19 protein-coding genes are annotated in these 20633 nt (G+C 65.9%); 12 read left to right on the plus strand and 7 right to left on the minus strand.

The genetic code is table 11. The features are described 5' to 3' along the window. Positions 1-113: 113 nt before the first annotated feature. Complete coding sequence (locus A5788_RS11025; RefSeq protein WP_082938020.1) at positions 114-1142, minus strand: alpha/beta hydrolase family protein; 1029 nt, start codon at positions 1140-1142, stop codon at positions 114-116. Between the two features lie 156 nt (positions 1143-1298). On the opposite strand from A5788_RS11025, the gene A5788_RS11030 reads away from it, so the two are divergent. Then, positions 1299-2300, plus strand: coding sequence for an oxidoreductase (locus A5788_RS11030; protein ID WP_064866071.1), 1002 nt, complete (start codon positions 1299-1301; stop codon positions 2298-2300). On the opposite strand, the gene A5788_RS11035 is transcribed toward A5788_RS11030, so the two are convergent. Both A5788_RS11035 and A5788_RS11040 read right to left on the minus strand, forming a co-directional pair. Continuing rightward, positions 2276-3301 (minus strand): esterase/lipase family protein, encoded by a 1026-nt coding sequence (locus A5788_RS11035; RefSeq protein WP_049700434.1) that lies wholly within the window; start codon positions 3299-3301, stop codon positions 2276-2278. The two genes, A5788_RS11030 and A5788_RS11035, sit on opposite strands and share 25 nt — an antisense overlap. A 16-nt stretch (positions 3302-3317) precedes the next feature. Continuing rightward, on the minus strand, positions 3318-4823 hold the full coding sequence (locus tag A5788_RS11040) for an amidase (RefSeq protein ID WP_082938021.1): 1506 nt from the start codon (positions 4821-4823) through the stop codon (positions 3318-3320). 486 nt (positions 4824-5309) lie between these two features. Between A5788_RS11040 and A5788_RS11045 the strand changes: the two genes are divergently transcribed. From A5788_RS11045 to A5788_RS11055, 3 genes are all read left to right on the plus strand, one after another. Next, positions 5310-6779, plus strand: coding sequence for an APC family permease (locus tag A5788_RS11045; RefSeq protein WP_231895458.1), 1470 nt, complete (start codon positions 5310-5312; stop codon positions 6777-6779). Between the two features lie 13 nt (positions 6780-6792). After that, complete coding sequence (locus A5788_RS11050; RefSeq protein ID WP_049700435.1) at positions 6793-7530, plus strand: IclR family transcriptional regulator; 738 nt, start codon at positions 6793-6795, stop codon at positions 7528-7530. A 186-nt stretch (positions 7531-7716) separates the two neighbouring features. Further along, entirely contained in the window at positions 7717-9237 is a 1521-nt protein-coding gene (locus tag A5788_RS11055; protein WP_064866068.1) for a catalase, read from the plus strand. Positions 9238-9508: 271 nt separating this feature from the next. Here the strand turns inward: A5788_RS11055 and A5788_RS11060 are convergent, their stop codons facing one another. Beyond that, a complete protein-coding gene (locus tag A5788_RS11060; RefSeq protein WP_231894246.1) occupies positions 9509-10615 on the minus strand; it encodes an alpha/beta fold hydrolase in 1107 nt (368 codons plus the stop codon). A 124-nt stretch (positions 10616-10739) separates the two neighbouring features. Here A5788_RS11060 and A5788_RS11065 point away from each other — a divergent pair, with 124 nt between their 5' ends. Genes A5788_RS11065 through A5788_RS11075 form a run of 3 tightly spaced genes read left to right on the plus strand, consistent with a single transcriptional unit; the run spans position 10740 to position 12241 of the window. Beyond that, positions 10740-11396, plus strand: coding sequence for a nitroreductase family protein (locus tag A5788_RS11065; RefSeq protein ID WP_064866223.1), 657 nt, complete (start codon positions 10740-10742; stop codon positions 11394-11396). A gap of 12 nt (positions 11397-11408) precedes the next feature. Then, the gene (locus A5788_RS11070) at positions 11409-11789 is read left to right on the plus strand and encodes a DUF427 domain-containing protein (protein WP_064866066.1); all 381 of its coding nucleotides are present in this window, start codon (positions 11409-11411) and stop codon (positions 11787-11789) included. Between the two features lie 17 nt (positions 11790-11806). Next, positions 11807-12241, plus strand: coding sequence for a nuclear transport factor 2 family protein (locus A5788_RS11075; protein WP_064866064.1), 435 nt, complete (start codon positions 11807-11809; stop codon positions 12239-12241). A 22-nt stretch (positions 12242-12263) separates the two neighbouring features. On the opposite strand, the gene A5788_RS11080 is transcribed toward A5788_RS11075, so the two are convergent. Beyond that, a complete protein-coding gene (locus A5788_RS11080; RefSeq protein ID WP_064866062.1) occupies positions 12264-14042 on the minus strand; it encodes a glycoside hydrolase family 15 protein in 1779 nt (592 codons plus the stop codon). A gap of 103 nt (positions 14043-14145) precedes the next feature. Between A5788_RS11080 and A5788_RS11085 the strand changes: the two genes are divergently transcribed. After that, positions 14146-15564 (plus strand): glucose-6-phosphate dehydrogenase, encoded by a 1419-nt coding sequence (locus A5788_RS11085; protein WP_082938023.1) that lies wholly within the window; start codon positions 14146-14148, stop codon positions 15562-15564. 12 nt (positions 15565-15576) lie between these two features. Beyond that, positions 15577-16065, plus strand: a complete 489-nt coding sequence (locus A5788_RS11090; RefSeq protein ID WP_064866060.1) for an SRPBCC family protein — start codon at positions 15577-15579, stop codon at positions 16063-16065. Here the strand turns inward: A5788_RS11090 and A5788_RS11095 are convergent. Further along, a complete protein-coding gene (locus A5788_RS11095) occupies positions 16053-16595 on the minus strand; it encodes a hypothetical protein (RefSeq protein WP_064866058.1) in 543 nt (180 codons plus the stop codon). The two genes, A5788_RS11090 and A5788_RS11095, sit on opposite strands and share 13 nt — an antisense overlap. A 140-nt stretch (positions 16596-16735) precedes the next feature. On the opposite strand from A5788_RS11095, the gene A5788_RS11100 reads away from it, so the two are divergent. Next, positions 16736-18220, plus strand: a complete 1485-nt coding sequence (locus A5788_RS11100) for an MFS transporter (protein WP_064866056.1) — start codon at positions 16736-16738, stop codon at positions 18218-18220. Here A5788_RS11100 and A5788_RS11105 read toward each other — a convergent pair. Continuing rightward, on the minus strand, positions 18178-19056 hold the full coding sequence (locus A5788_RS11105) for an alpha/beta fold hydrolase (RefSeq protein WP_064870111.1): 879 nt from the start codon (positions 19054-19056) through the stop codon (positions 18178-18180). The two genes, A5788_RS11100 and A5788_RS11105, sit on opposite strands and share 43 nt — an antisense overlap. An 89-nt stretch (positions 19057-19145) precedes the next feature. On the opposite strand from A5788_RS11105, the gene A5788_RS11110 reads away from it, so the two are divergent. Together A5788_RS11110 and A5788_RS11115 are read left to right on the plus strand one after the other, a co-directional pair. Further along, a complete protein-coding gene (locus A5788_RS11110; protein WP_331710820.1) occupies positions 19146-19757 on the plus strand; it encodes a TetR/AcrR family transcriptional regulator in 612 nt (203 codons plus the stop codon). Beyond that, positions 19754-20593: a hypothetical protein gene (locus tag A5788_RS11115; protein WP_064870113.1), complete on the plus strand. Its 840-nt coding sequence runs from the start codon at positions 19754-19756 to the stop codon at positions 20591-20593. Before A5788_RS11110 ends, A5788_RS11115 begins: the two co-directional genes overlap by 4 nt. The last annotated feature ends 40 nt before the right edge of the window (positions 20594-20633 follow it).

The following is a 20633-nucleotide window of genomic DNA, read 5'->3' on the forward strand; positions in this document are numbered from 1 at the left end:
TCTCTGACTCAACGGGTTCCGGCCACACTCCTGTGGCCGGAACCCGTTGTTCTGTCAGCCGGTTCGTGCCAGCCGTTTCGTGTCATGCGGTTCGTGTCACGCGGCGCGGTGCGTCATGAACCGTTGGCATGCACGTCGTTGGTGACGCGGGTGATCAGCTCGAGGACCTGCTCGAACGCCCTCGACTTCGGATCGACCAGCGACGAATGTGTTTGTCCCGGCATGATGATCGCCCGTGCACGGCCGCCCGCCTTGGCGTCGGCGGCGACGTAATCCTGCGAAAGCACGTGCGGCACCACATGATCCGACGTACCGGCGACTGCGATGACCGGCGTCTGCGGATCGAGATTCTGGATCGGGTCGACCGACGCGTAACGGTCGGGAACCTCGTCCGGTGTGCCGCCGAGTACGCGCACGATGCGCGTGTCGCCCATCGCGACGGCCCTGCGCATGTCGAGCGGACCCGCGAGCGAGATGACGGTCGTCGGGCGGAACGTCGGGGATGCACCGACCTCGCCGGGACGTAGATCCTGTCGCGTACTTGCCCAGACAGCGAGTTGGGCACCCGCAGAATGTCCGACGGTGACCGCATTGTTGAGGTTGAGCTGGGGATAGGCCTTCGCGAGGTCGGGGATGGCGTCCATCGCCGACGCGACGTCGACGAAGGTCGTCGGCCAGCCGCCGCCGTTGCCGAGCCGGCGATACTCGACGTTGACCACAGCGAGTCCGCGTTGAGCCAGGCGTCGCGCGAACGTGGCGAACGTGCCGGCCCCGATCTTGGCCTGCCACCCTCCGCCATGGATGAGGACGACCAGAGGGACCTTGCCCGCCCGAGGCGGAAGGTAGAGGTCCATCCAGTTCTGTCGCGGATCGGCCTGCCCCGTCGACACCGCGTAGAAGTAGCGATGCAGAGTGATCCTCGACTCGGTCGCCTGATTGTTGATGTCCTTGGCTGCGGCGCCCCGGGGAACAGCGGCCGACACCTTGGCGGTCGCTGGTACGGCCCCCGACGGTGCGGGAATCGATGCGCCTACCGACTCATGTGTCGGCGTCGAGCACGATGCGGTCACCGCGCACACGAGAGCAAGCGCAGAGACCGTCAGGGCACGGACGGGTGACGGCAGGTCGCGGGGGGTGGCCACGTGAGACAAGGTCCTCGGCATTGGTGACGGGTGTCGGGTGCGGGTTGGCAAAGTGCGGCGAAGAGTTCGCGTATGCCATTGTGCCCGCGGGACGCCGCCCGATCCTTGTCAGAACGTGTGAGATCGTACGAATATCCGACGTGGGAGGATGCAGCGATGGGTAAATCGCGGTGGTCGGTGTCCGATGCGCCGGATCTGTCCGGACGTACCGCCGTGGTCACCGGTGCGAATTCGGGCGTCGGGTTGGCGACGGCGGGTCACCTGGCACATCTCGGAGCGCGGGTCGTGCTCGCGTGCCGCAACGTCGAGGCCGCAGCACGCGCGCGGGACGTGATCGTCGCGGACAGCGGGCCGGGTGGCCACGGCAGCCGGATCTCTCCCGACAGCCAGATCTCTCCCGACATCGAGATCGTGCAGGTCGATCTGAGTGAGCTGGATTCCGTGCGGCGCGCCGCCGACGAGTTGGTCGAGCGCTTTCCGACGATCGACATCCTCGTCAACAACGCCGGGGTGATGCGCGCGGAGCGTGAAGTCACGAAAGACGGCGTCGAGATGGATTTCGCCACCAACTTCCTCGGACATTTCGCGCTGACAGGGCTGCTGCTCGGTCCGCTGCGTGCCGCGCGTGGCGCCCGCATCGTCTCGGTGTGCTCGAAGCTGTCGACGGTTGGTCGACTCGACCCCGACGACCTCGCGATGACTACCGGCTACAGCGCCGCGGCCGCGTACTCGCGGTCCAAGCTGGCCCAGGCGATCTTCGCCGTGGCGCTGCAGCGTCGGCTTGCGTTGCTCGGCGACGGTGCGCCGTCGTCGGTCCTGGCGCATCCGGGTGCGACCCACAGCGGGGTGATGCGCGATCAAGGAGTGCTGAGCTGGCTGTTCAGCACGCCGAGCCTGCGGTGGGTGCGACGGACTTTCATCATGGACCCGGCTGAGGGATCGCTGTCGTCTGTGCGTGCGGCGACCGATCCCGGTTTGCTCGGCGGCCAGTACATCGGGCCGGGAGGGTTCCTGGAACTGTCCGGCGCGCCGGTCCTGGTTGCTCCGCCGGAGGAAACCGACGACCTTCGCCTGGCTCGCGCATTGTGGGAGGCTGCGGAGAAGGCGACGGGCGTCGGTTTCGACCTGCCGGACTACCCGGTCAATCCCCAGTCCTGATTCCACGGATGGAAGGTGCACACGAGCGGCGTCGAAACGCCGAGTGCACGTAGCGTCACGGAGATCGCCCGCGGGGAGTAGGTCATCACGGAGTGCCCCGAGATGTCGACCGGACAGCCATCCTGAAGCAGGACGTTGTTGACCCTCGCGCCGGGACCAGCAGTCAGGAACGTGGCGGCATACGGCGTCGAGAACTGGTCGAAGCGGGTCGCGATCACGGTGTAGTCGACGCCGGCGAATGTCTCGCCGCCGCGGTTGAGGTCGGTGATCATCGACGATCCGACGAGCTGTTCGTATCCCGCGCTTCCCGCAATGGCCGTGACGCCTGGTTCGACGTTGACACCGGCGTCCCGCAGCACCACGGCGAGCGCGCCCGAGCCACTCAGTGTCGTCCCGTGATTGGTGGCGCCGAGCGTCACCACGTTCGCGACGACGTTGTGCGTGGGGTCGGATGGATCTGCGCCGCCCTTGTACTTGAGGTAACGACGGATGAGCACGCCGCCCTGAGAATGACCGATGGCATCGATCTGGCTTGCTCCCGTTGCCTTCCGCACGCGTTGCACGAACTGCGCGAGCTGCTCAGTGGAGTCTTCGACGGGACCCGTCCCGTATAGCCCGGGGATCACCGACAGTGCGCCACCTTCTGCGACGCCGCCACGGCCGTAATTCTGTGTGAAGACGCAGAATCCGGCGCGCTTGAGGGCGGGCGAGAGTCGGGCGAACGTGCTGAATGCGCCCTCCCAGGTGCCGTGGACCAGGACAACCGGTCGAGGATGCGCGGCCGTCGGACGGCACGTCCAGTCGTTGGCGCCCGCCGGGGCGGCCTCCGGGAACGGGTAGGCGAAAGCGGCTTGGAACCCTTTGATTTCCGGTCCGACGCCGCGGGTGTCGGAGGCGTAACTGGTTGCGGCCGCTGCGGTGGGTGTCGCAACGATCGTCGCGGTGAGCGCGGCGATGGTCGCGGCAGCGACGGTGAATAGCGTTGTGAGATAACGGTTCATGATGTGTGTCCGGGCCTCAGCTGTTCGGCGGCGTCTGGTCGGGCCAGCGTCGAGCCTTTTGTAGTTGTGCCGCGACCTGGCAGATCAGGGGTTCGCTGTTGTTGGGGCCGACGAGCTGCACGCTCAACGGCAGGCCGCCGGAGAAGCCGGCAGGGACCGCCGCTGCCGGATTACCCACGACGTTCCACACGGATGTGTACGCAGCCACCGGCGACGCCTTGGCTGATGCCTCGACGAAGCCCGCGCCGTCGAGTTGCCCTATGGGATAGGCCTTTCCGGGCGTCGTCGGACAGATCAGCAGATCGTAGGCGGGAAACACCGACGCCAGGATCTGTTTTCCGACGGTCTTGCTGAGCTCGATGGCCTTGGTCACCGCGAGATCCGACGACAAGCCCGTGCTCCGTCCGACGTCGACACCCTCACGAGTTCGCCGCTCGAGCAGTTCGTAGTGGTCGGCGCGGCGGGCTTCGGTACTGAAACCACCGAGAACCTGCGGCTGGAATGCAGCGGTGAGCGTCGCAGGGTAGACCGGATCGTGTGCGACGACGCGGTGGCCCAGCTTGCCGAGTATGGCGCCGGTCTGCAGCACGGCGCGACGGGTGTCCTCGTCGAGGTGAGTGCCGGCGGGCTGCGCCGTAGAGATCGCAATCCGTAGTGGCCGAACACGTTTCGTCAACGCCTCGGTAAGGGAGTACGGCCACGGATCAGCCTTGTAGAGGTCCACTCCGGCGACGCTGCCGTGGATGCAGTCGAGAATCAGCGCGGTGTCTTCGACCTTCCGACACAGCGGGCCGATCACGCCGAGGGACTTCCACAGGTCGACATTGGGTGCAGCCGACACTCGGCCGCGCTGGAGCTTCAGTCCGTACAAGCCGCACCACGACGACGGCAGCCGAATCGATCCGCCACCATCGCCACCGATCGCGGCGGGCACCATGCCCGATGCCACCGCCGACGCGGTCCCTCCCGACGACCCCGCGGTGGAGTGCAGGATGTTCCACGGGTTTCGGGTGTATCCGTGTGCCGACGTCTCCGTGAACGGCCAGATGCCGAACTCCGGCATAGCCGTGATCCCGAGGATGACTGCACCCGCGGCACGCAGGCGTTTCACGACTTCGGCGTCGTCGGTCGCGGGAGTGGTGAATGCCGCGCCGCCATAGGTTGTCGGGACACCTTTGACGTGATTCTCGGCTTTGATCCCGATCGGCACGCCGTGCAGTGGACCAAGGCGTGCGCCGCTCGCCTTCTTGGCGTCGAGAGCGTCCGCCTCGGCGCGGGCACGTTCGTGAAGCGGAATCGTCCACGCGCGCAACGTCGGGTTGAGCATGTCGATCCGAGCGAGGAAGAAGTCGGTGATCTGTCGAGCGGTGAACTCGCCTGCCGCAATGCGTTTGGCGATCTCGACGACGCCCGCGAACGCGATGCTTTTGTCGTTCGGGTCGAGGTCACGGCCCGCAGCGGCAGCGGGTGCGGCCCCCGTCACGCCTTGCAGCGCAACCGCACCCGCTGCCGCTGCAGCCATACCCCCGACGAGGACGGAACGTCTGCGGAATCCCGAACGCTGCGCGCTCTGGTCCTGTGATGCTGTCCCCGTTGAGTTTTCGTGTGAATGAGACGCACTCTCCGCGCCCCTTACCGCCTGTGATGCCGACATGGTTCCCCTTTGCCCCGGCCGTCGTGAGTCATCATCGCCAGCGCGTTCCGGTGGCGATGGCATGACTCTAGGAGTCAGGTGTGACCTGGCGATCGCCTCGGCGTTGCACTGACTGCGAAGATCTGCGTCCGTCACTCGCGAGCGGATTTACCTGTCTGTCACACAAGGATCCGTGACCGACGCCCGACCCGGCGCAGCCCGGGTGACCTGGATCAATTGCGCACGGCCGGCGTAGTACGTCTCTCACCCCGGTTAACGCGACCGTGACCTCAATTAGCCGAGGCGCAACGTGGGGGGTCCACTGTGAACGCGATCATGACCTCGACTTCCTCTTCACCGGTTCCCTCGCCGCCTGTGCCCTCGCCGCCCGTGCCGTCGGTGCCACTGATTGCCGACGAGTCGCCGGTCCGCGGACTCACGCGCAGGCAGCTCCCGTTCGTAGCGGTTGTCGCGCAGTCTGTCGCGGCGATCGCGCCTGCGGGCACCTCCGCCGTGACGCCACTCTTCGTCATCGTCGCGGCGGGTGGGGCGAGGAGCATCGCGGCATTCCTGACCGCGCTCGTGGTGATCATGTTCGTCGCACTCTGCATCCGGCCGATGGCGCAACGCGTCGCAGTCGTCGGTGGTCTCTATTCCTATGTGGCGCAGGCGTATGGCGCGAGGACGGCGATGGTGACGGCATGGTCGGCGGTCGTCGGCTATACCGCCGTGAGCGTCGCCGGTCTCATGGCTGTCGGTCTGTACACGAATCACGTTGCGATCAGTGCCGGTGTGACACAACGGGTATCACAGGTGGCGATGAGCGTGATCGTCGTACTCGCCGCCGTCGTCATGGCTTTCGTGATGATCAGGGGAGTGAAGGTCTCGGCGGTGGTGATCCTCTGCATCGAGCTGCTCGCGGTTGTCGTGATGGTCGCGCTGATGCTGTGGCTCGGCTACACCCATCGCGACCAACCATGGCGGCTGTCCGAGGCGCACCCGAATCCCGACGGCTCACTGGCACTGAGTGTGGTTGTCGCAGTGAGTGCATTCGTCGGATTCGAGAGTTCGACGACGCTGTCTGCCGAGGCGCGTCGACCCTTCCGGTCGGTGCCACGTGCGTTGCTGTGGACACCGTTGTTGGCGGGTGTGATCTATCTGCTTGCCGTGTCGAGTCAGTCGGCGGCAATGGCGGGAGCGTCGGAGTCGGTACGGGAGAGCAGCACACCGCTCGCGGCACTGTTCCTCTCGGACGGAAGCCCCGTCGCCGCAATGATTCTCGACGTCGGTATCGCTACCTCATTCCTGGCATGCGCTATGGCATCGGTGAATGCGCTTGTGCGCGTGCTGTTCACGCTCGGGCGTGAGCACATCATTCCGAAGCAGTTCGGCGCCACGCATCGTCGACTACACACGCCGGCGTTCGCCACCGCGATCGCGACATCGGTGGTGGCGCTCGGGCCGCTGGTGTTCCTGTGGTTCGGCGGCGATCCCGAGGAGGGTGTCCGTGACTTCCTCACCCTGAGCGCCCTGGGTTACATGGGCAGCTACGTCGCGGCATGTCTCGCGGCGCCGCGGTTGTTGCGACGCATGGGGGAATTGACGCGGCCCCTGCTGGTCGCGAGTTGGGGGACCGCGTCGGGCCTGGTGATTCTTCTCGGGTTGGGCGCCACGATGTCGGACTCCGGTGACCGGGTGACGTTCCTGTGCTTCTTCGGTTCGGTGGCCGTCGTTGCGATCGCGGTGGTGGTGATCTATGCACGGTGGCCCGCGCGGTTCGCGCGGGTCGGTGTGTTCGACGAGACGAACCGTGACGACGTGCTGGCGTTACCGGGGCTGCGCTGATGGGGGTGGGCTGATGGGGATGGGACGTCCCGGCGCGGGTGAGTCGATAGCGCGGGCGATGCAGATCATCGAGGCCGTCGGTGATCTCGGGCCGGGAGCAACGAGCCGCGAGATCGCCGACCGTTTGGATGTGCCGCCTGCCAACATCTATCGCCTGTTGAATACGTTGGCCGTCGAGGAGTACCTCGTGCGGACAGCGGATCTGCGCGGTTTCGCGCTGGGAAACAGGTTGAACACCATGGTGCACTCCGCGGTGACCCCGTACATGTCCAGCCGCGCACAGGAACTCTGCGAGAAGTTCCGCGCATCGGTGCGTTTCGGCGTGTACGTCATGCACTTTCGTCCCGCGACCCTTCGGATCGTCGACATGGATCCCGACCATCCGTTGGTCGCCGAGCACGAAATGATCCGATCCCTGCACGCGTCGGCCGCGGGAAAGTTGTTGCTCGCGGCGGACTCGCAGTGGCGCGAGCTCTTGCCACCAACACTTCCCGCGCTGACGCCGTCGACTGTCACCGAGATGCGTGAACTCGCAGCGCAAGTCGAGGAGACGCGCCAACGCGGCTACGCCGTGTCGGTCGACGAAATGCTCGACGGAGAGGCGTCGATCGCCATACCGATACTCGACGTGGAGGGTGTGGTCCGCGGTGCGGTCACGGTGACAGGATTCTCTGCGCGTCTCGATGCCATCACCTCGCTGGTGCCCCGCTGTCGTGAACTCGCCGCCGAACTCGGCCCCCTGCTGTACTGACCCTGCTGTACCGACCCTGCTGGTTCAGGCCCTGCTGTACCGACCCTGCTGGTTCAGGCCCTTTGGGCTGGGCAGTCGAAGTTTCTGCGGCATATCGGTCCGACGTCTAGTGTCGAGAGCACGGCGTTGAAACAGCCCGACGCCCCGTTGACAACTTTTCGCCGACCCCAGCCCCTTGGAGGCGATATGTCGGATCAGAACGATTTCTACACAACCAGAGACTCCGGAGCGCCTGCCGGAAGCGATGAGCATTCGCTCACCGTCGGAGCGGGCGGTCCCATCGTCCTGCACGATCACTATCTGATCGAGCAGATGGCGCAGTTCAACCGCGAGCGCATCCCCGAGCGTCAGCCCCACGCCAAGGGGAGCGGTGCGTTCGGCACGTTCGAGACAACCGAAGACGTCTCGGCCTACACCTGCGCGGCGCTCTTCCAACCAGGCGTGAAGACGGAGATGGTCGCGAGATTCTCGACCGTCGCCGGTGAGCGGGGTAGCCCGGACACGTGGCGCGACCCACGCGGCTTCGCGTTGAAGTTCTATACCTCAGAGGGCATCTACGACATGGTCGGCAACAACACGCCGGTCTTTTTCATCAAGGATCCGCTGAAGTTTCAGCACTTCATCCGGTCGCAGAAACGCCGCGCCGACAACAACCTTCGCGACCACGACATGCAGTGGGACTTCTGGACGCTGTCTCCGGAGTCGGCGCATCAGGTCACCTGGCTGATGGGCGACCGCGGTATCCCGAAGACCTGGCGCCACATGAACGGGTACAGCTCGCACACCTATCTGTGGGTAAACACCCAGGGCGTCAAGCACTGGGTGAGGTACCACTTCATCTCCGATCAGGGCGTCGAGTTCTTCACCCAGGACGAAGCCGACCAAATGGCTTCTGCCGACACCGATTTCCACACCCGCGACCTCTTCGAGAACATCGCGGGCGGAGGTCGACCGAGCTGGACTCTCAAGGTGCAACTGATGCCGTACGACGACGCGGTCTCGTATCGGTTCAATCCCTTCGACCTGACCAAGGTGTGGCCGCACGGCGACTATCCGCTGCACGAGGTCGGGAAGATGACGTTGCACACCAACCCGACCGACAATCATGCCCAGATCGAGCAGGCGGCGTTCGAGCCGAACAACGTCGTACCCGGTATCGGATTCAGCCCCGACCGCATGCTGCTCGGCCGCGTGTTCGCCTACGCCGACGCGCATCGTGCCCGGCTCGGCGTGAACTACAAGCAGATCCCGGTCAACGCGCCTCGCAACGATGTCCACACGTACTCCAAAGACGGTGCGATGCGTATCAATCCGGTGACCGACCCGGTCTATGCGCCGAACTCGAAAGGTGGTCCCGCCGCGACGTTCTCGGGTCAGCCGGAGCCGCAGTGGGCCGCCGACGGCGAGATCATCCGCAGCGCCTACGTCGACCATCCCGAGGACGACGACTGGAGCCAGGCGGGAACCCTGGTCCGTGAGGTACTCGACGACGCCGCGCGGGATCGACTGGCGGACAACGTCGTCGGCCACCTGCTCAACGGAGTGTCCGAACCGGTGTTGGCCCGAGCGTTCGACTACTGGAGCCGCGTCGACACAGACCTCGGCGCCAAGATCAAGAAGGGCGTCACGGAGAAGGCCGACGAGCCCGACCCCAAGGCTGCCGACCAGGGCAACCCTGCCCGGTCGTCGATGCAGCAGAAGGTCTGACGCGCACAGTCGCCTACCTCGAGCGCCCAGTGGGCTGAATACAGCGCACAGTGGGCTGAATACGGCGCACAGTCGACGGGAACTCTCGCCGGCTGTGCGCCGAACTTCGTCGAGTGGGCGCTGTATTTCGTCGAATGTGCGCGATATCCCGCCGAGTGGGCGCGTCATCCCGCCGAGTGGGTGCTCCGTCGTGCCGAGTGGGTGCACTGTCCCGCCGAGTGGGTGCTCTATCCCGCCGAGTGGGCGCGCTATCCCGCCGAGTGGGCGTGCGTCACCCCTGCGCGGGCAGGATGCGGTGGAGGAATGCCAGCAGGTACATGAGGCCGGCGCCGTCGCGGACGTCGTCGTGGCCCGCGTTGACGGCGTGGAACTCGAAGCGCGTGCCCGCTCGCCGGAACTGTCGGAGCAGGCGCAGCGTCAGCGGCAGCGGTACGCGAGAGTCCTTCCAGCCGTGCACTATCAACACCGGAGCGCCGTAGCCGCCGGTGGGCACGGCCATGTACTCGGCCAGGGAGCGTCGAAAATCGCTGTCGCCCAGAGGTTTCGCCACTACCGAACCCGTCGATACCCCCGCTACGAGTTGTGGCCTCGCGCCGCTGCACACACCGGTCATCTCGTTGGAGATTCGCTGGCCGACCGGGGTGAGGTAGGAGCGGACGTCCACCTTGGTCGGCGTCGCCGTCATCCCGGTCAGCACCGCGAGCAGGCTGCCGACCGGAAAGCCGGGAATCGACGGCATCTGCGGCCTGGCCATGGCGAAGACGTGCTCGATGTTCGACGCCGGGGCCAGGGCCGCGGTGCCGTGGAAGATCAGGTCGGGTGCATACGTCGCGGCGCGATGCCCGGCCGCGAGGGCGGCGTGACCGCCCTGCGACTGACCGGCGACGGCCCAGTGCTGCGACAACTCGCCGATGCCCATGCGCGCCGCGCAGACAGCGTCGATCGTCGCGGTCGATTCGGTGTCGGTGTGCAGGTACGGATGCGGACCGATGGTGCCCGGGCCCAGGCCGAGATAGTCGGGGGCCACGACGGCGTATCCAGCAGCGTTGAGCCGACCGATCACCTCGCCGGTCCCAGCCTCGAGATCGGGCGAGCCGGTCAACCCACAATGCTCCGACAGTCCAGATGTCCCATGGGTCCACGCAACCACCCGCCAACCCTCCGCGGGGGCGGGACCGTCCGGGAGACACACCAATCCCGTTGCGGTGACCGACGTTCCGTCCGGACCCGGAGTGGTGTACACGAGCCGACTCACGGCGTGCAGCCCGCCCCACGAACCAATCGGGTCGAGTCGCTGCAGCGTCGAACGTCGGCTCATCGTCACCCCCGTGATCTGTCCGAGTCGACCGCCGGTCGGCAATCGCGTGTCGACAGCCATTCAATCAGCACGGGCGCGTTGGTGCGCCGGATCGTCGAGTACGGCTCCCGCCGCCTGACCGGGTTGGCATAGTGAAGAGGTGGACTCCGACACAAGCACGAGCGGGTTCGACCTGAGCGAGGCGATGCGCACGACGTTCGCGGCGCGGTCGTACACCGACGATCCGCTTCCCGACGACGTGCTCTTCGACATCCTCGACGTCGCGCGCTTCGCTCCGAGCGGCGGCAACCGTCAGGGCGCGCACGTGACCGTGGTGCGCGACGCCGAGACGAAACGTCGGATCGCCGACCTCAGCAAACCTGCGGCCCGACGCTACCTCGCGCAAAAGGCGGCAGGCGAGAGTCCGTGGAATCCGGTCAATCCGACGTCGGTCACCGAGAGCGACCTCGAATCCGTCGACGGCGTCGACGCATTCGTCTCGCCGCTCATCAACGCCCCGGTGGTGCTCGTCGTGTCGGTCGACCTCGCCGTCGTCGCGGCGACCGACCAGGACCTCGACCGCATCGGTGTCATCAGCGGAGCGTCGATCTATCCGCTGGTGTGGAACATCCTGCTGCAGGCTCGCGCCCACGGATTCGGTGGCACGGTCACGACGATGGCAGCTGCGAGCGAGTCCGCCGTCCAAGAACTGATCGGGTTGCCGACGACGCACGCCGTCGCCGCGGTGCTGCCCATCGGCAGACCCGTCAAACAACTCACGAAGCTGCGCAGGCAACCCGTCGACGAGTTCGTGACGATCGAAAGATTCGACGGTCCGCCGCTGCGGGCCGCACAGGAGTGACACAGGAGACCCATGAGCGAACGCCAGGTGCTACTACCGACCGACGACCATCCGATCACCGTCGAACCTGCCACCGAGCACGTGCGCATCCGCGTGGCAGATCGCGTCATCGCCGAGACCGACGACGCGCTCATCCTGCGGGAAGCGTCGTATCCGCCGGTCTACTACATTCCGCGCCACGACCTCGACGCCGACGTCTTCACTCCGAGTACGCATCAGACCTACTGCCCCTACAAGGGCGAGGCCGGATACCACGGGATAGTCGGTGCCGACGGTGCGACGCTCGCCGACAAGGTGTGGTTCTACGACGAGCCGTACCCCGCGGTCGCCGAGATCGCGGGTCATGTCGCGTTCTATCCCGACGCGGTGACCATCGATATCACACCGAATTGAGCAGGGGGAGAATCGAAGTGGATGCCCAGACCATCGGGGATACGGTGGAGATCCGGCAATTGCTGACTCGTTACGCAACCGCGGTCGACGCCCGGGATTGGCCGCTGTACCGCACGGTCTTCACCGAGGATGCCGAAATCGACTACACGGCATCGCCGTTCGGAATCATCGGCAGCGTCGACGACGTCGTGGACTGGCTCGAGCGCGGGCTGTCGTCGCTGGAGATGACGATGCACTACGTGCTGAACATCGACGTCGAGATCAGCGGCGACACGGCGACGGTTCGCGCGCAGTTCTTCAATCCCATGCAGATCCCGGGACTCGGCGAGCAGAGTTCGTGTGGCGGCTACTACCACCACACCCTCATACGCACACAGGACGGCTGGCGGAGCAGGTCGATGCGCGAGGAGATCGTGTGGTTTGTCAACTCCCCGTTGGGATCTCCCCGCTGACGCGGCTCGCCCCGCGTCGAGGTCAGTTGTCCGGGTAGTCGGCGAGCGCATCCGCAGCGCGCACAAATGCCAAGTGTGACAACGCCTGTGGCGTGTTGCCGACCTGCCTGCGTGCGTCGACGTCGTACTCCTCGGAGAACAGTCCGACGTCGTTGGCCGTCGCCATACCCTGAGCCATCACCTTTTCGGCGTCGCCACGCCTGCCGCTGCGGGCGTACTGCTCTGCGAGCCAGAACGTACACGCCATGAAGGGGTGTTCGGTGCCGTCGAGGCCGTCGACGTGCGACGACGTCCGGTAGCGCAGCACCAACCCGCCCTGCATCAGCGTTTGCTCAATGCCCTCGACGGTGGCGAGCATGCGCGGATCGTCGAAGTCGCAGAAGCCGACCTGTGGGAGTTGCAGTAGTGAGGCGTCGACCTCCGTCGTGCCCGGATACTGGACGAACCGGCCGGTGTGCGGGTCGACCATGGTCTCCTCGATCTCGGCTCGAATCTTGTCGCGCAGCGCTTTCCAGTGGTTCGCGGGCCCCTTGAGTCCGTGCTCTTCGACGGCGCGTACGCCTCGATCGAACGCTGCCCACACCATCGCCCGCGAGTGCGTGAACTTGCGCAGCGGCCCGCGGATCTCCCAGATGCCGTTGTCGGGTTTGTCGATGTTCTCCTCGGCCCGTTTGAGTAGTTCGCGCTGCAGCGACCACGAGATCTTGTTCTCCGGCAGGCCTGCGGCACGGGCGGCGTCGAGTGCGACGAGCACCTCGCCGATGGTGTCGGCCTGGAACTGGTCGACGGCGCCGTTGCCGACCCGTACCGGGGCGGAGCCCTCATAACCGGGGAACTGGGGCATCTCGATCTCGGGTAATTCTCGCTCTCCCGCGATGCCGTACATGATCTGCAACTGACTGGGATCGCCGGCGATGGCGCGCAGCAACCACATCCGCCAGTGCTCGGCGACGCGGATGAATCCGTGGCAGACGAGGACGTCGAGCGTCAGGGCTGCGTCACGTAGCCACACATAGCGGTAGTCCCAATTACGTGATCCGCCAATGGATTCGGGTAGCGACGTGGTTGCAGCGGCGACGATGCCCCCGGTGTCGAGGTTACTCAACGCGCGCAACGTGATCAGCGATCGGACGATCGCCGCGTCGCGTGATCCGGTGTGGTCGATACGGCCTGCCCACTCCGTCCACCAGTCGTGTGTTTCGCGCAGCGCCTGATCGACGTCGAGTGGTTCTGGCTCTTCGCGATATGAGTGGTACCAGGTCAACACCAAATCAAGGGTCTGGCCCGCGTGGATCGTCTTCGTCGCGCGGTGGACGTGGTCGGTGGCCTTCAGTGCGATGCCTCGGACGATCACGGCGTCTGGTCCCGCGACCGCCCTCAGCGCCGGGCGCTCGTCGTCGCCGTGCTGCAGCACCCAGGGGACGACCCGCGAATAGTCGAAGCGCATGCGGAGTTCCGTGTCGATCTCGACCTTGCCGCTGATCCCGACCACTCGCCGCACGAGATCGACGCGCCCGCCGTCGATCGGCATGAACTCGTGGACCTCGGCGACACCGGTCGACGTCTCCCACCGCGTCACCAGGATCAACGTCTCACCGTCGTAGCGTCGGCTCACCGTCGCGTCGAGGTCGGTTGGCGCAAGGTGCCACGATCCGTGGTCGGGTTTGCCGAGGAGGCTCCCGAAGATCGAGGCGCTGTCGAAGCGTGGAACGCACAACCAGTCGACGTCACCGTTGCGTGAGATCAGCGCTCCGGTGCGGCAATCCCCGACGAGTGCGTAGTCTTCGATATAGGCGGCCATGCTCTCGATTCTGCCTGTGATCGCAGTTGTCCGACGAAACTTCGCGAGTCGGGCACATGCCAATAGAGTCCGCACGGACGGGCTCATCGTCGAGGAGGACTACGTGACCGGACCGGCGTCGGACAACACCTCGAGCGCTGATGACCAGACGTCACCGCAGGTGACGACGCTGATCATTTTCGGCGCCACGGGCGACCTGACCAAGCGGCTGCTGCTCCCCGCACTCGGCCAGTTGCTCGGTCTCGAACCCGATCTCAACGTGCGTTTGATCGGCGTCGGCAGACATGACCTGACCGACGATCAGTGGCGGGATAAGGTTCGCGAGGCCTTCGCCGACGAGCGGTCGGACGCGGGGGACCGGGTGGCGGAACAGACCGTGTACCGCCGGGGCGACCCGACAGACGCCGACGATCTCAGAAGTGTTCTCAGCGATATCGACGGCCGTCCTGTGCTGTACTTCGCGGTGCCGCCGTCGGTGACCCGCAAGGCGTGCGAGGCGCTGCGCGACGTCGACCTTCCGCCCGGCACCACGCTCGCCCCGGAGAAGCCGTTCGGAAGCGACCAGAAGTCGGCCCGCGAACTCAACGAGCTCCTGCTGGAGCTGGTACCCGAGAACCAGATCTACCGCGTGGATCACTTCCTCGGTCAGTCGGTGTTGCTCGACCTGCTCGGGGTGCGTTTGGCCAACCGCGTGTTCGAGCCGGTGTGGTCGGGAACGCATATCGAGTCGGTCGTCATCCGGTACGACGAGAGCCTCGGATTAGAGGGTCGCGCAGGCTATTACGACGGGGTCGGCGCGCTGCAGGACATGATCCAGAGCCACCTGCTGCAACTGGTTGCCGTCGTCGCGATGGAACCGCCTGCGACACTCGGCGAGCGCGATCTGCGTGACGCGATCGGCGCTGCGCTGCGTGCCGTGCACATCTGGGACGACGACGCCGTGGCATCGTCGCGTCGAGCCCGCTACACGGCGGGCGAGGCGGGCGGCGAGCAGTTGCCCAGTTACGTCGACGAGGACGGTGTCGACGCATCGAACAACACCGAGACCCTGGCGGAAGCCACGTTCGAGGTTCGCACCAACAGGTGGCAGGGTGTGCCGTTCACGCTGCGCTCGGGCAAGGCGCTCGATCCGGAGGCGAAGGAGATCGTGCTGACCTTCCGTCCGCTGCGGCACGTCCCCGAGCAGTTCGAGGACCAGGTCGAGCCCAACGTCCTGCGTTTCACCTTCGGACACGACGCGATGTCGGTGCGGCTCAACGTCCATCGTGGCTCACATCCGTTCGCGCTCAAGACCGTTGACCTCGACGCCGACTTCGGCAACGCGTCGATGCGCGCGTACGCTGAGGTGCTGTCGGGAATCATCAAAGGTGATGAGACACTTGCCGTTCGAGGCGACGCCGCCGAAGAGTGTTGGCGCATCGTCGATCCCATCGTCGACGCATGGCGCGCCAACAAGGTACCGATCGACGACTACGCCGCGGGCAGTGCCGGACCCGACGCCTGGCCGACGCTGCCGCTCTAGACGGTGACTTTCATGCGCATTCCGTCGACCGTCCGACGTGCCGTCGCCGACGTGTCGGTCTCCTTCGACGCCCCGCCCGACGAGGTCTTCGACTACCTCGTCGACCCGGAGAACCGGCCGCAGTGGCAAGCCAGCCTGCGTGCGATCGCCGACCTGATGCCACTCGGCGATCACCCCGGCGACGTCGGAACGTCGTGGACAGACGTCACTGTCGTCCCGGGTGTCCGCCCACGCATGGACGTCGTTCGGAGCGCTCGACCACAGCGTTGGGTAGAGATCGGGCAGTGGAGATTTGTCGACGCCGCGCTGGTGCTCACCGTCGACCGCGCGTCCGACGGGTCGACGACCGTCGGGGCACGAGCCGTGTTCACGCTGCCGATCGTGCTCGCGCCGGTCTTCATCCCTCTGGCAGTGGTCGTCCCGCCCGCCGTTCGCCTCGACCTACGGAGTGCGGCGTCGGCGATCACGGCGAGGCGGGAGCGTGCCGATCAGGGCAGTTGAATCGCGTTCACGCCTGGGATCACGCTGATCACCTGCGGCGCTGCATTCGGCTGCTCACGCAACACGCTGACCGTCGCGACGACGGGACCCGACCCGGTCACCGCGACCGCGGACGTCTTCAGCGTCGACGGGTAGCCGCTCACCGGATAGCTCGGTAGCTGCCAGTGCCGCAGAGACACCACGCCGTGCTTGCCGGTCCGCAGGTTGTTCCACGAGATCGACAGGAACCGATACGAGTACTGGTAGTGATACGACGCCGGCGAGGGCACAGAGAAGGTGACGGCGGCGGGCGGTGGCGGGAACTGCAGGGTGCGCGGCGCAGGTTGCGCGACGACGGTGACCGGACGCAGCGATCCGCCGGGCACGCCGGCCGGACCGGTCTCGACGCCGCCGATCGCGGGGATCGAGAACGTCAGCACATCTGATCGGGTGGGAGCCGATGGCGCGGCATTCGCCAAGGCCGGCCCGCTGACCAGGGTCAACGCGACGAGAACGAACGCGGTCAGTAGGCGTCTAGCTGCGGTGGTCATCGTCGGCTCCTCTGGTGGTCAACACTGGCTGGTCTGCGTTCATTGGCAAGTCGTGCACGATCGGAGCATCGTGGGAACTACCTACGGCTCCGCGTGCCGCCGACACCACTGCACCACGACTGTGAGAGACGGGCAACGATATGCACACGCCTGCGCCGAACAATGGCTCTCCGGGGGTCAGCGCATCGTCGGCGAAGGGGCGCTGGCTCATCGCGTCGGCTGTCCTCGGTTCGGGTGTCGCCTTCCTCGACGGCACCGTCGTGAACGTCGCATTGCCGACCATCGCGCGCGACCTCGACACCGGGCTCGCCGGGCAGCAGTGGGTCGTCGACGGGTACATGCTCACGCTGAGTGCGCTCCTGCTGACCGGCGGTGTCGCGGGAGATCGGTACGGCCGCAGCGCCGTATTCGTGGGTGGTTTGATCGTGTTCGCTATTGCCTCGATCGCGTGCGGTCTTGCCCCGACCATCGAGTGGTTGGTGGTGGCACGTCTCGTGCAGGGCGTCGCGGCGGCGGCTCTCGTGCCGGGCAGCCTTGCACTGGTCAATGCCGGTATCCGCGAAGAGGAACGAGGGCAGGCAGTCGGCCTGTGGGCGGGGATGTCGGGGGCGACGAGTGCGCTCGGGCCGTTCGTGGGCGGATGGCTCGTCGACGCCGCGTCGTGGCGGTGGGTCTTCTTCCTCAGCGTCCCGATCGCGCTTGTTGCGGTGGCGATCACGTTGCGGCACATAGACGAATCGAAGGAGCCGGACGTGGTCGGGCGGCCCGACATACCTGGTGCCGTCACCATCACGCTGGGACTCGCGGGTGTGATCGTTGCGCTGATCGAGGGGCCGTCGCGCGGGTGGACGCCGTGGATCATCGCGATAGGAGTCGCAGGAGTTGTGCTTCTGGTGGTGTTCGTGCTGATCGAACTACATACGCCTGCACCACTTCTCGAGTTGTCGATGTTCCGCTCGGCGCAGTTCACCGGAGCAAATGCGACGACCCTGCTCGTCTATGCGGCGCTCGGAGGGGCGCTGTTTCTTGTTGCGCTGCAACTACAGCAGAGCCTCGGGTACTCGGCATTGGAAGCCGGCGCTGCGATGGTGCCGAGCACCGTCGTGATGCTCTTCGGGTCGTCCCTGTCGGGGCGGATTGCGCAGAAGACGGGTCCTCGCATTCCGATGACCGTGGGCCCGATCATCGCGGGCATCGGGTTGGCATTGATGGCGCGGATCGTCCCTGGGGCAAGCTATCTCGGCGCGGTGTTCCCCGCGGTGATCCTGTTCGGTGTGGGGATGACCATCACGGTCGCGCCCCTGACTGCCGCGGCGCTCGCTGCGGTCGACGATGCGCACGCCGGCGCGGCGTCGGGCGTCAACAACGCTGTGTCGAGGATCGCGGGTCTGCTCGCCGTCGCGGTTCTTCCTGCTGTTGCGGGGATCAGCGCTGGACCTGGCCAGCCGCTCGGTCCCGGATTCACCACGGCGATGCTCATCTCTGCGGTCTTCTGTGCACTGGGCGGAGTGGTCGCGGCTTTCACGATCCGGTCCGGTACCGGCTTCCGACCACAGGTGACACCGGCAGTGAACGCCGCGTGTCAGGACCCCGCGACACGGGTGCGTTCGTCGACGTCGGGCTGACGGGTCAGGAAAGCGCTGATCTCGCGGGCGACCGCGGCGGGATCGTCGAGCGAGAGGAGGACCGAGCCTTCGATCGTCCGTAAGCGGGCGGAGGGAATCAGGTCGGCGAGGCGGCGGCCATGCTCGGGCGGCATCACGTGATTGCGAACAGGCCAGAGAATCAACGCATCTCCCCTGAATTCGCGAAGCGCCTCGGTATCACGGATGAGGCTCGACGCGTCGAATCGCGTGGAGGCGTAGGAGGCCAGGTCGCGCGCAACGTTGCGGTCGGAGAGTACGGATTTCGTCCACCCCTCGACAACAGCGTCGGGAATCGGGCGAGCTGTCATCCAGCCGAAGAGCAACGGCGTGTTGCGCAGCCACCGAATTCGGAGTAGCCGTGCCGCGAGAGTCAGGCCGCCAGGAAGATGTGCCGACACGGTGGCCATTTTGCCGGGCAATCCTGGAGGGAAGTTCTCGAACGCCTCGCACGGCAGGATCACGAGTCGTCCCACCCGCTGGTCGCGTTTCGCTGCGGTCAGGAACAGTCCGCCGCCCCAATCGGAGTGAACGAGTGTCACGTCGTCGAGGTCGAGGGCGTCGAGGAAGTCTGCGACGAGGTTCACCATTCCCGGCATCCGCAGGTCGGCGTCGGAGTTCATTGCGCGACGATGCGCGCCAAGTGGGAGGACTGGTCTCAGGTAGCGGAAGCCGGACGGGAGCAACGGCATGACCTGATCCCAGAGGGTGTGGTCCATGAACAAACCGTGCAGCAACACCACGGGGGGACCGCTGCCCTCGTCGACGGAGTCGAGGCTCCCTGCGGGTATGTCGACGGAGCTGAGCTTGTGGTTCATCGGACCTCCACTGTTATTGGATCTACCGACCGATCTGGAGCAGGTGATCTAGAGCAACCACTCTAGAGCACTTGCTCTAAGCTGTGAAGGTGTCAACGGGAGCACGGTCGGAAAAAGTCACAGCCGAGGACGGCCAGACTGCGGAGCGGATCGTCGTCGCGATGGGTGAGTCGTTGCGTCGTCGTGGTTACTCGGCCACGGGCATCAAGCAGGTTCTCGACGCCGCGGGAGTGCCCAACGGCTCCCTGTACCACCACTTTCCAGGGGGCAAGCGACAAGTCGCAGGCGCGGCCCTCCGCTCGATGGGTCAGGCATACGCCCAGTTGGTCGGCGGATTGATGATGGCGGGTGACGACATTCCGACGGCGATCGAGTCTGCCTTTCGCGAGGCAGCAGATGCCGCCGAAGCGACGGGCTGGGCCAATATGTGCCCGGTGGGGACCATTGCGGGCGAGGTGGCCGATGTGGAACCCGATCTGCGCGCGACGACTGGAGAGATCTTCGACGAGTGGATCACCGCGGGCACGAAGCTGTTGTCTGCGCGAGGAATGACAACACCAGCCGCACGCGATCTCGTCGTCGCGGTACTGGCGGCTCTCGAGGGCGCATTCGTGATGGCGCGTACGTTGAGGTCCCGCGATCCGCTCATCTCATCGGGCAAGGCCATGGCCGCGTACGCGGCGCTACTGTCGGTCGGGTGACGTCGACATCATCGGGTAAGTGGGCCGGAACGTACGCGGGCATACTCGCGGTGCTCGGCATCGCCTTCGTGTTCGCGCCCGCTTATCTCGCGGGCGGCCATTACGGGGGATACGGCGACAACACGCGACTTGTGCAGTCGATGCGCAACGCATTCATCGACTATTCGGGCTCGGGAAGCGCGGTGCTCCCGGATAGCCTCAGGACCGTCGTCGACTACTGGGCGCGCTATCACGTCGCGAAAGCGGTGATCGCCGCGCTGGCGCTGCTGGTGTTGTGCTCGGCGTGCCGACGACTCTGGGTGTCGTATCAGGGTAGGTCGTCTCAGGGGCGCCTGGCTGAGGGCCGCGGGCGGACGGTGGGCTATGTGGTCGCCGGCGTGGCCGCTTCACTCGGAACGGTCAGTGCCGCTGCGTTGCTCATGGCCAACATCCAGGGTGCGATTGCGCCGCTGTCTTCTGCGGTGTCATTGCTTCCCGCGCAACGTGATTCGTCACTGGCGGGGGCGATCGACGCTGTGCGTCACGGGATCGCCACGCCGGGTGCGTCGCCGGTTGCCGATCACCTCGTGGCCGACTTCGCGCGCTACCACGTCGTGGTGGCGGTGCTGTCCGCGGTATTCGTGGCGATACTCGGCGTACTCGCGGTTCGACTGTGGCGCGGCCGACGTGCTGCATCGAATGGTATTGGTGCACTGAGCTACTCGACGCTTCCGGCAACCGCAACCGCCGCGACCACGTTGACGGTGGCCGCGGCGGTGCTGGTGCTGTGCGTCGCCAACATATCGAGCGCGCTGGAACCCGCGCGGGCGCTCAGCTTGTTCTTCGCGGGCGGCTGAGGCGGCCCGTTCGCTGCGGTCAGGCGCCCGCTTTGGATAC

It is taken from the genome of Gordonia sp. 852002-50816_SCH5313054-c (assembly GCF_001665925.1).
GTDB lineage: Bacteria > Actinomycetota > Actinomycetes > Mycobacteriales > Mycobacteriaceae > Gordonia > Gordonia jacobaea.

Bases quoted from the DNA above. Each gene is read 5' to 3' on its own strand.
- A5788_RS11040 (WP_082938021.1), bottom strand. From the start codon at position 4,823: ATGGCTGCAGCGGCAGCGGGTGCGGTTGCGCTGCAAGGCGTGACGGGG.
- A5788_RS11100 (WP_064866056.1), top strand. From the start codon at position 16,736: ATGCACACGCCTGCGCCGAACAATGGCTCTCCGGGGGTCAGCGCATCG.
- A5788_RS11095 (WP_064866058.1), bottom strand. From the start codon at position 16,595: ATGACCACCGCAGCTAGACGCCTACTGACCGCGTTCGTTCTCGTCGCG.
- A5788_RS11030 (WP_064866071.1), top strand. From the start codon at position 1,299: ATGGGTAAATCGCGGTGGTCGGTGTCCGATGCGCCGGATCTGTCCGGA.
- A5788_RS11065 (WP_064866223.1), top strand. From the start codon at position 10,740: ATGCGCACGACGTTCGCGGCGCGGTCGTACACCGACGATCCGCTTCCC.
- A5788_RS11035 (WP_049700434.1), bottom strand. From the start codon at position 3,301: ATGAACCGTTATCTCACAACGCTATTCACCGTCGCTGCCGCGACCATC.
- A5788_RS11090 (WP_064866060.1), top strand. From the start codon at position 15,577: ATGCGCATTCCGTCGACCGTCCGACGTGCCGTCGCCGACGTGTCGGTC.
- A5788_RS11105 (WP_064870111.1), bottom strand. From the start codon at position 19,056: ATGAACCACAAGCTCAGCTCCGTCGACATACCCGCAGGGAGCCTCGAC.
- A5788_RS11050 (WP_049700435.1), top strand. From the start codon at position 6,793: ATGGGGATGGGACGTCCCGGCGCGGGTGAGTCGATAGCGCGGGCGATG.
- A5788_RS11060 (WP_231894246.1), bottom strand. From the start codon at position 10,615: ATGGCTGTCGACACGCGATTGCCGACCGGCGGTCGACTCGGACAGATC.
- A5788_RS11080 (WP_064866062.1), bottom strand. From the start codon at position 14,042: ATGGCCGCCTATATCGAAGACTACGCACTCGTCGGGGATTGCCGCACC.
- A5788_RS11070 (WP_064866066.1), top strand. From the start codon at position 11,409: ATGAGCGAACGCCAGGTGCTACTACCGACCGACGACCATCCGATCACC.
- A5788_RS11055 (WP_064866068.1), top strand. From the start codon at position 7,717: ATGTCGGATCAGAACGATTTCTACACAACCAGAGACTCCGGAGCGCCT.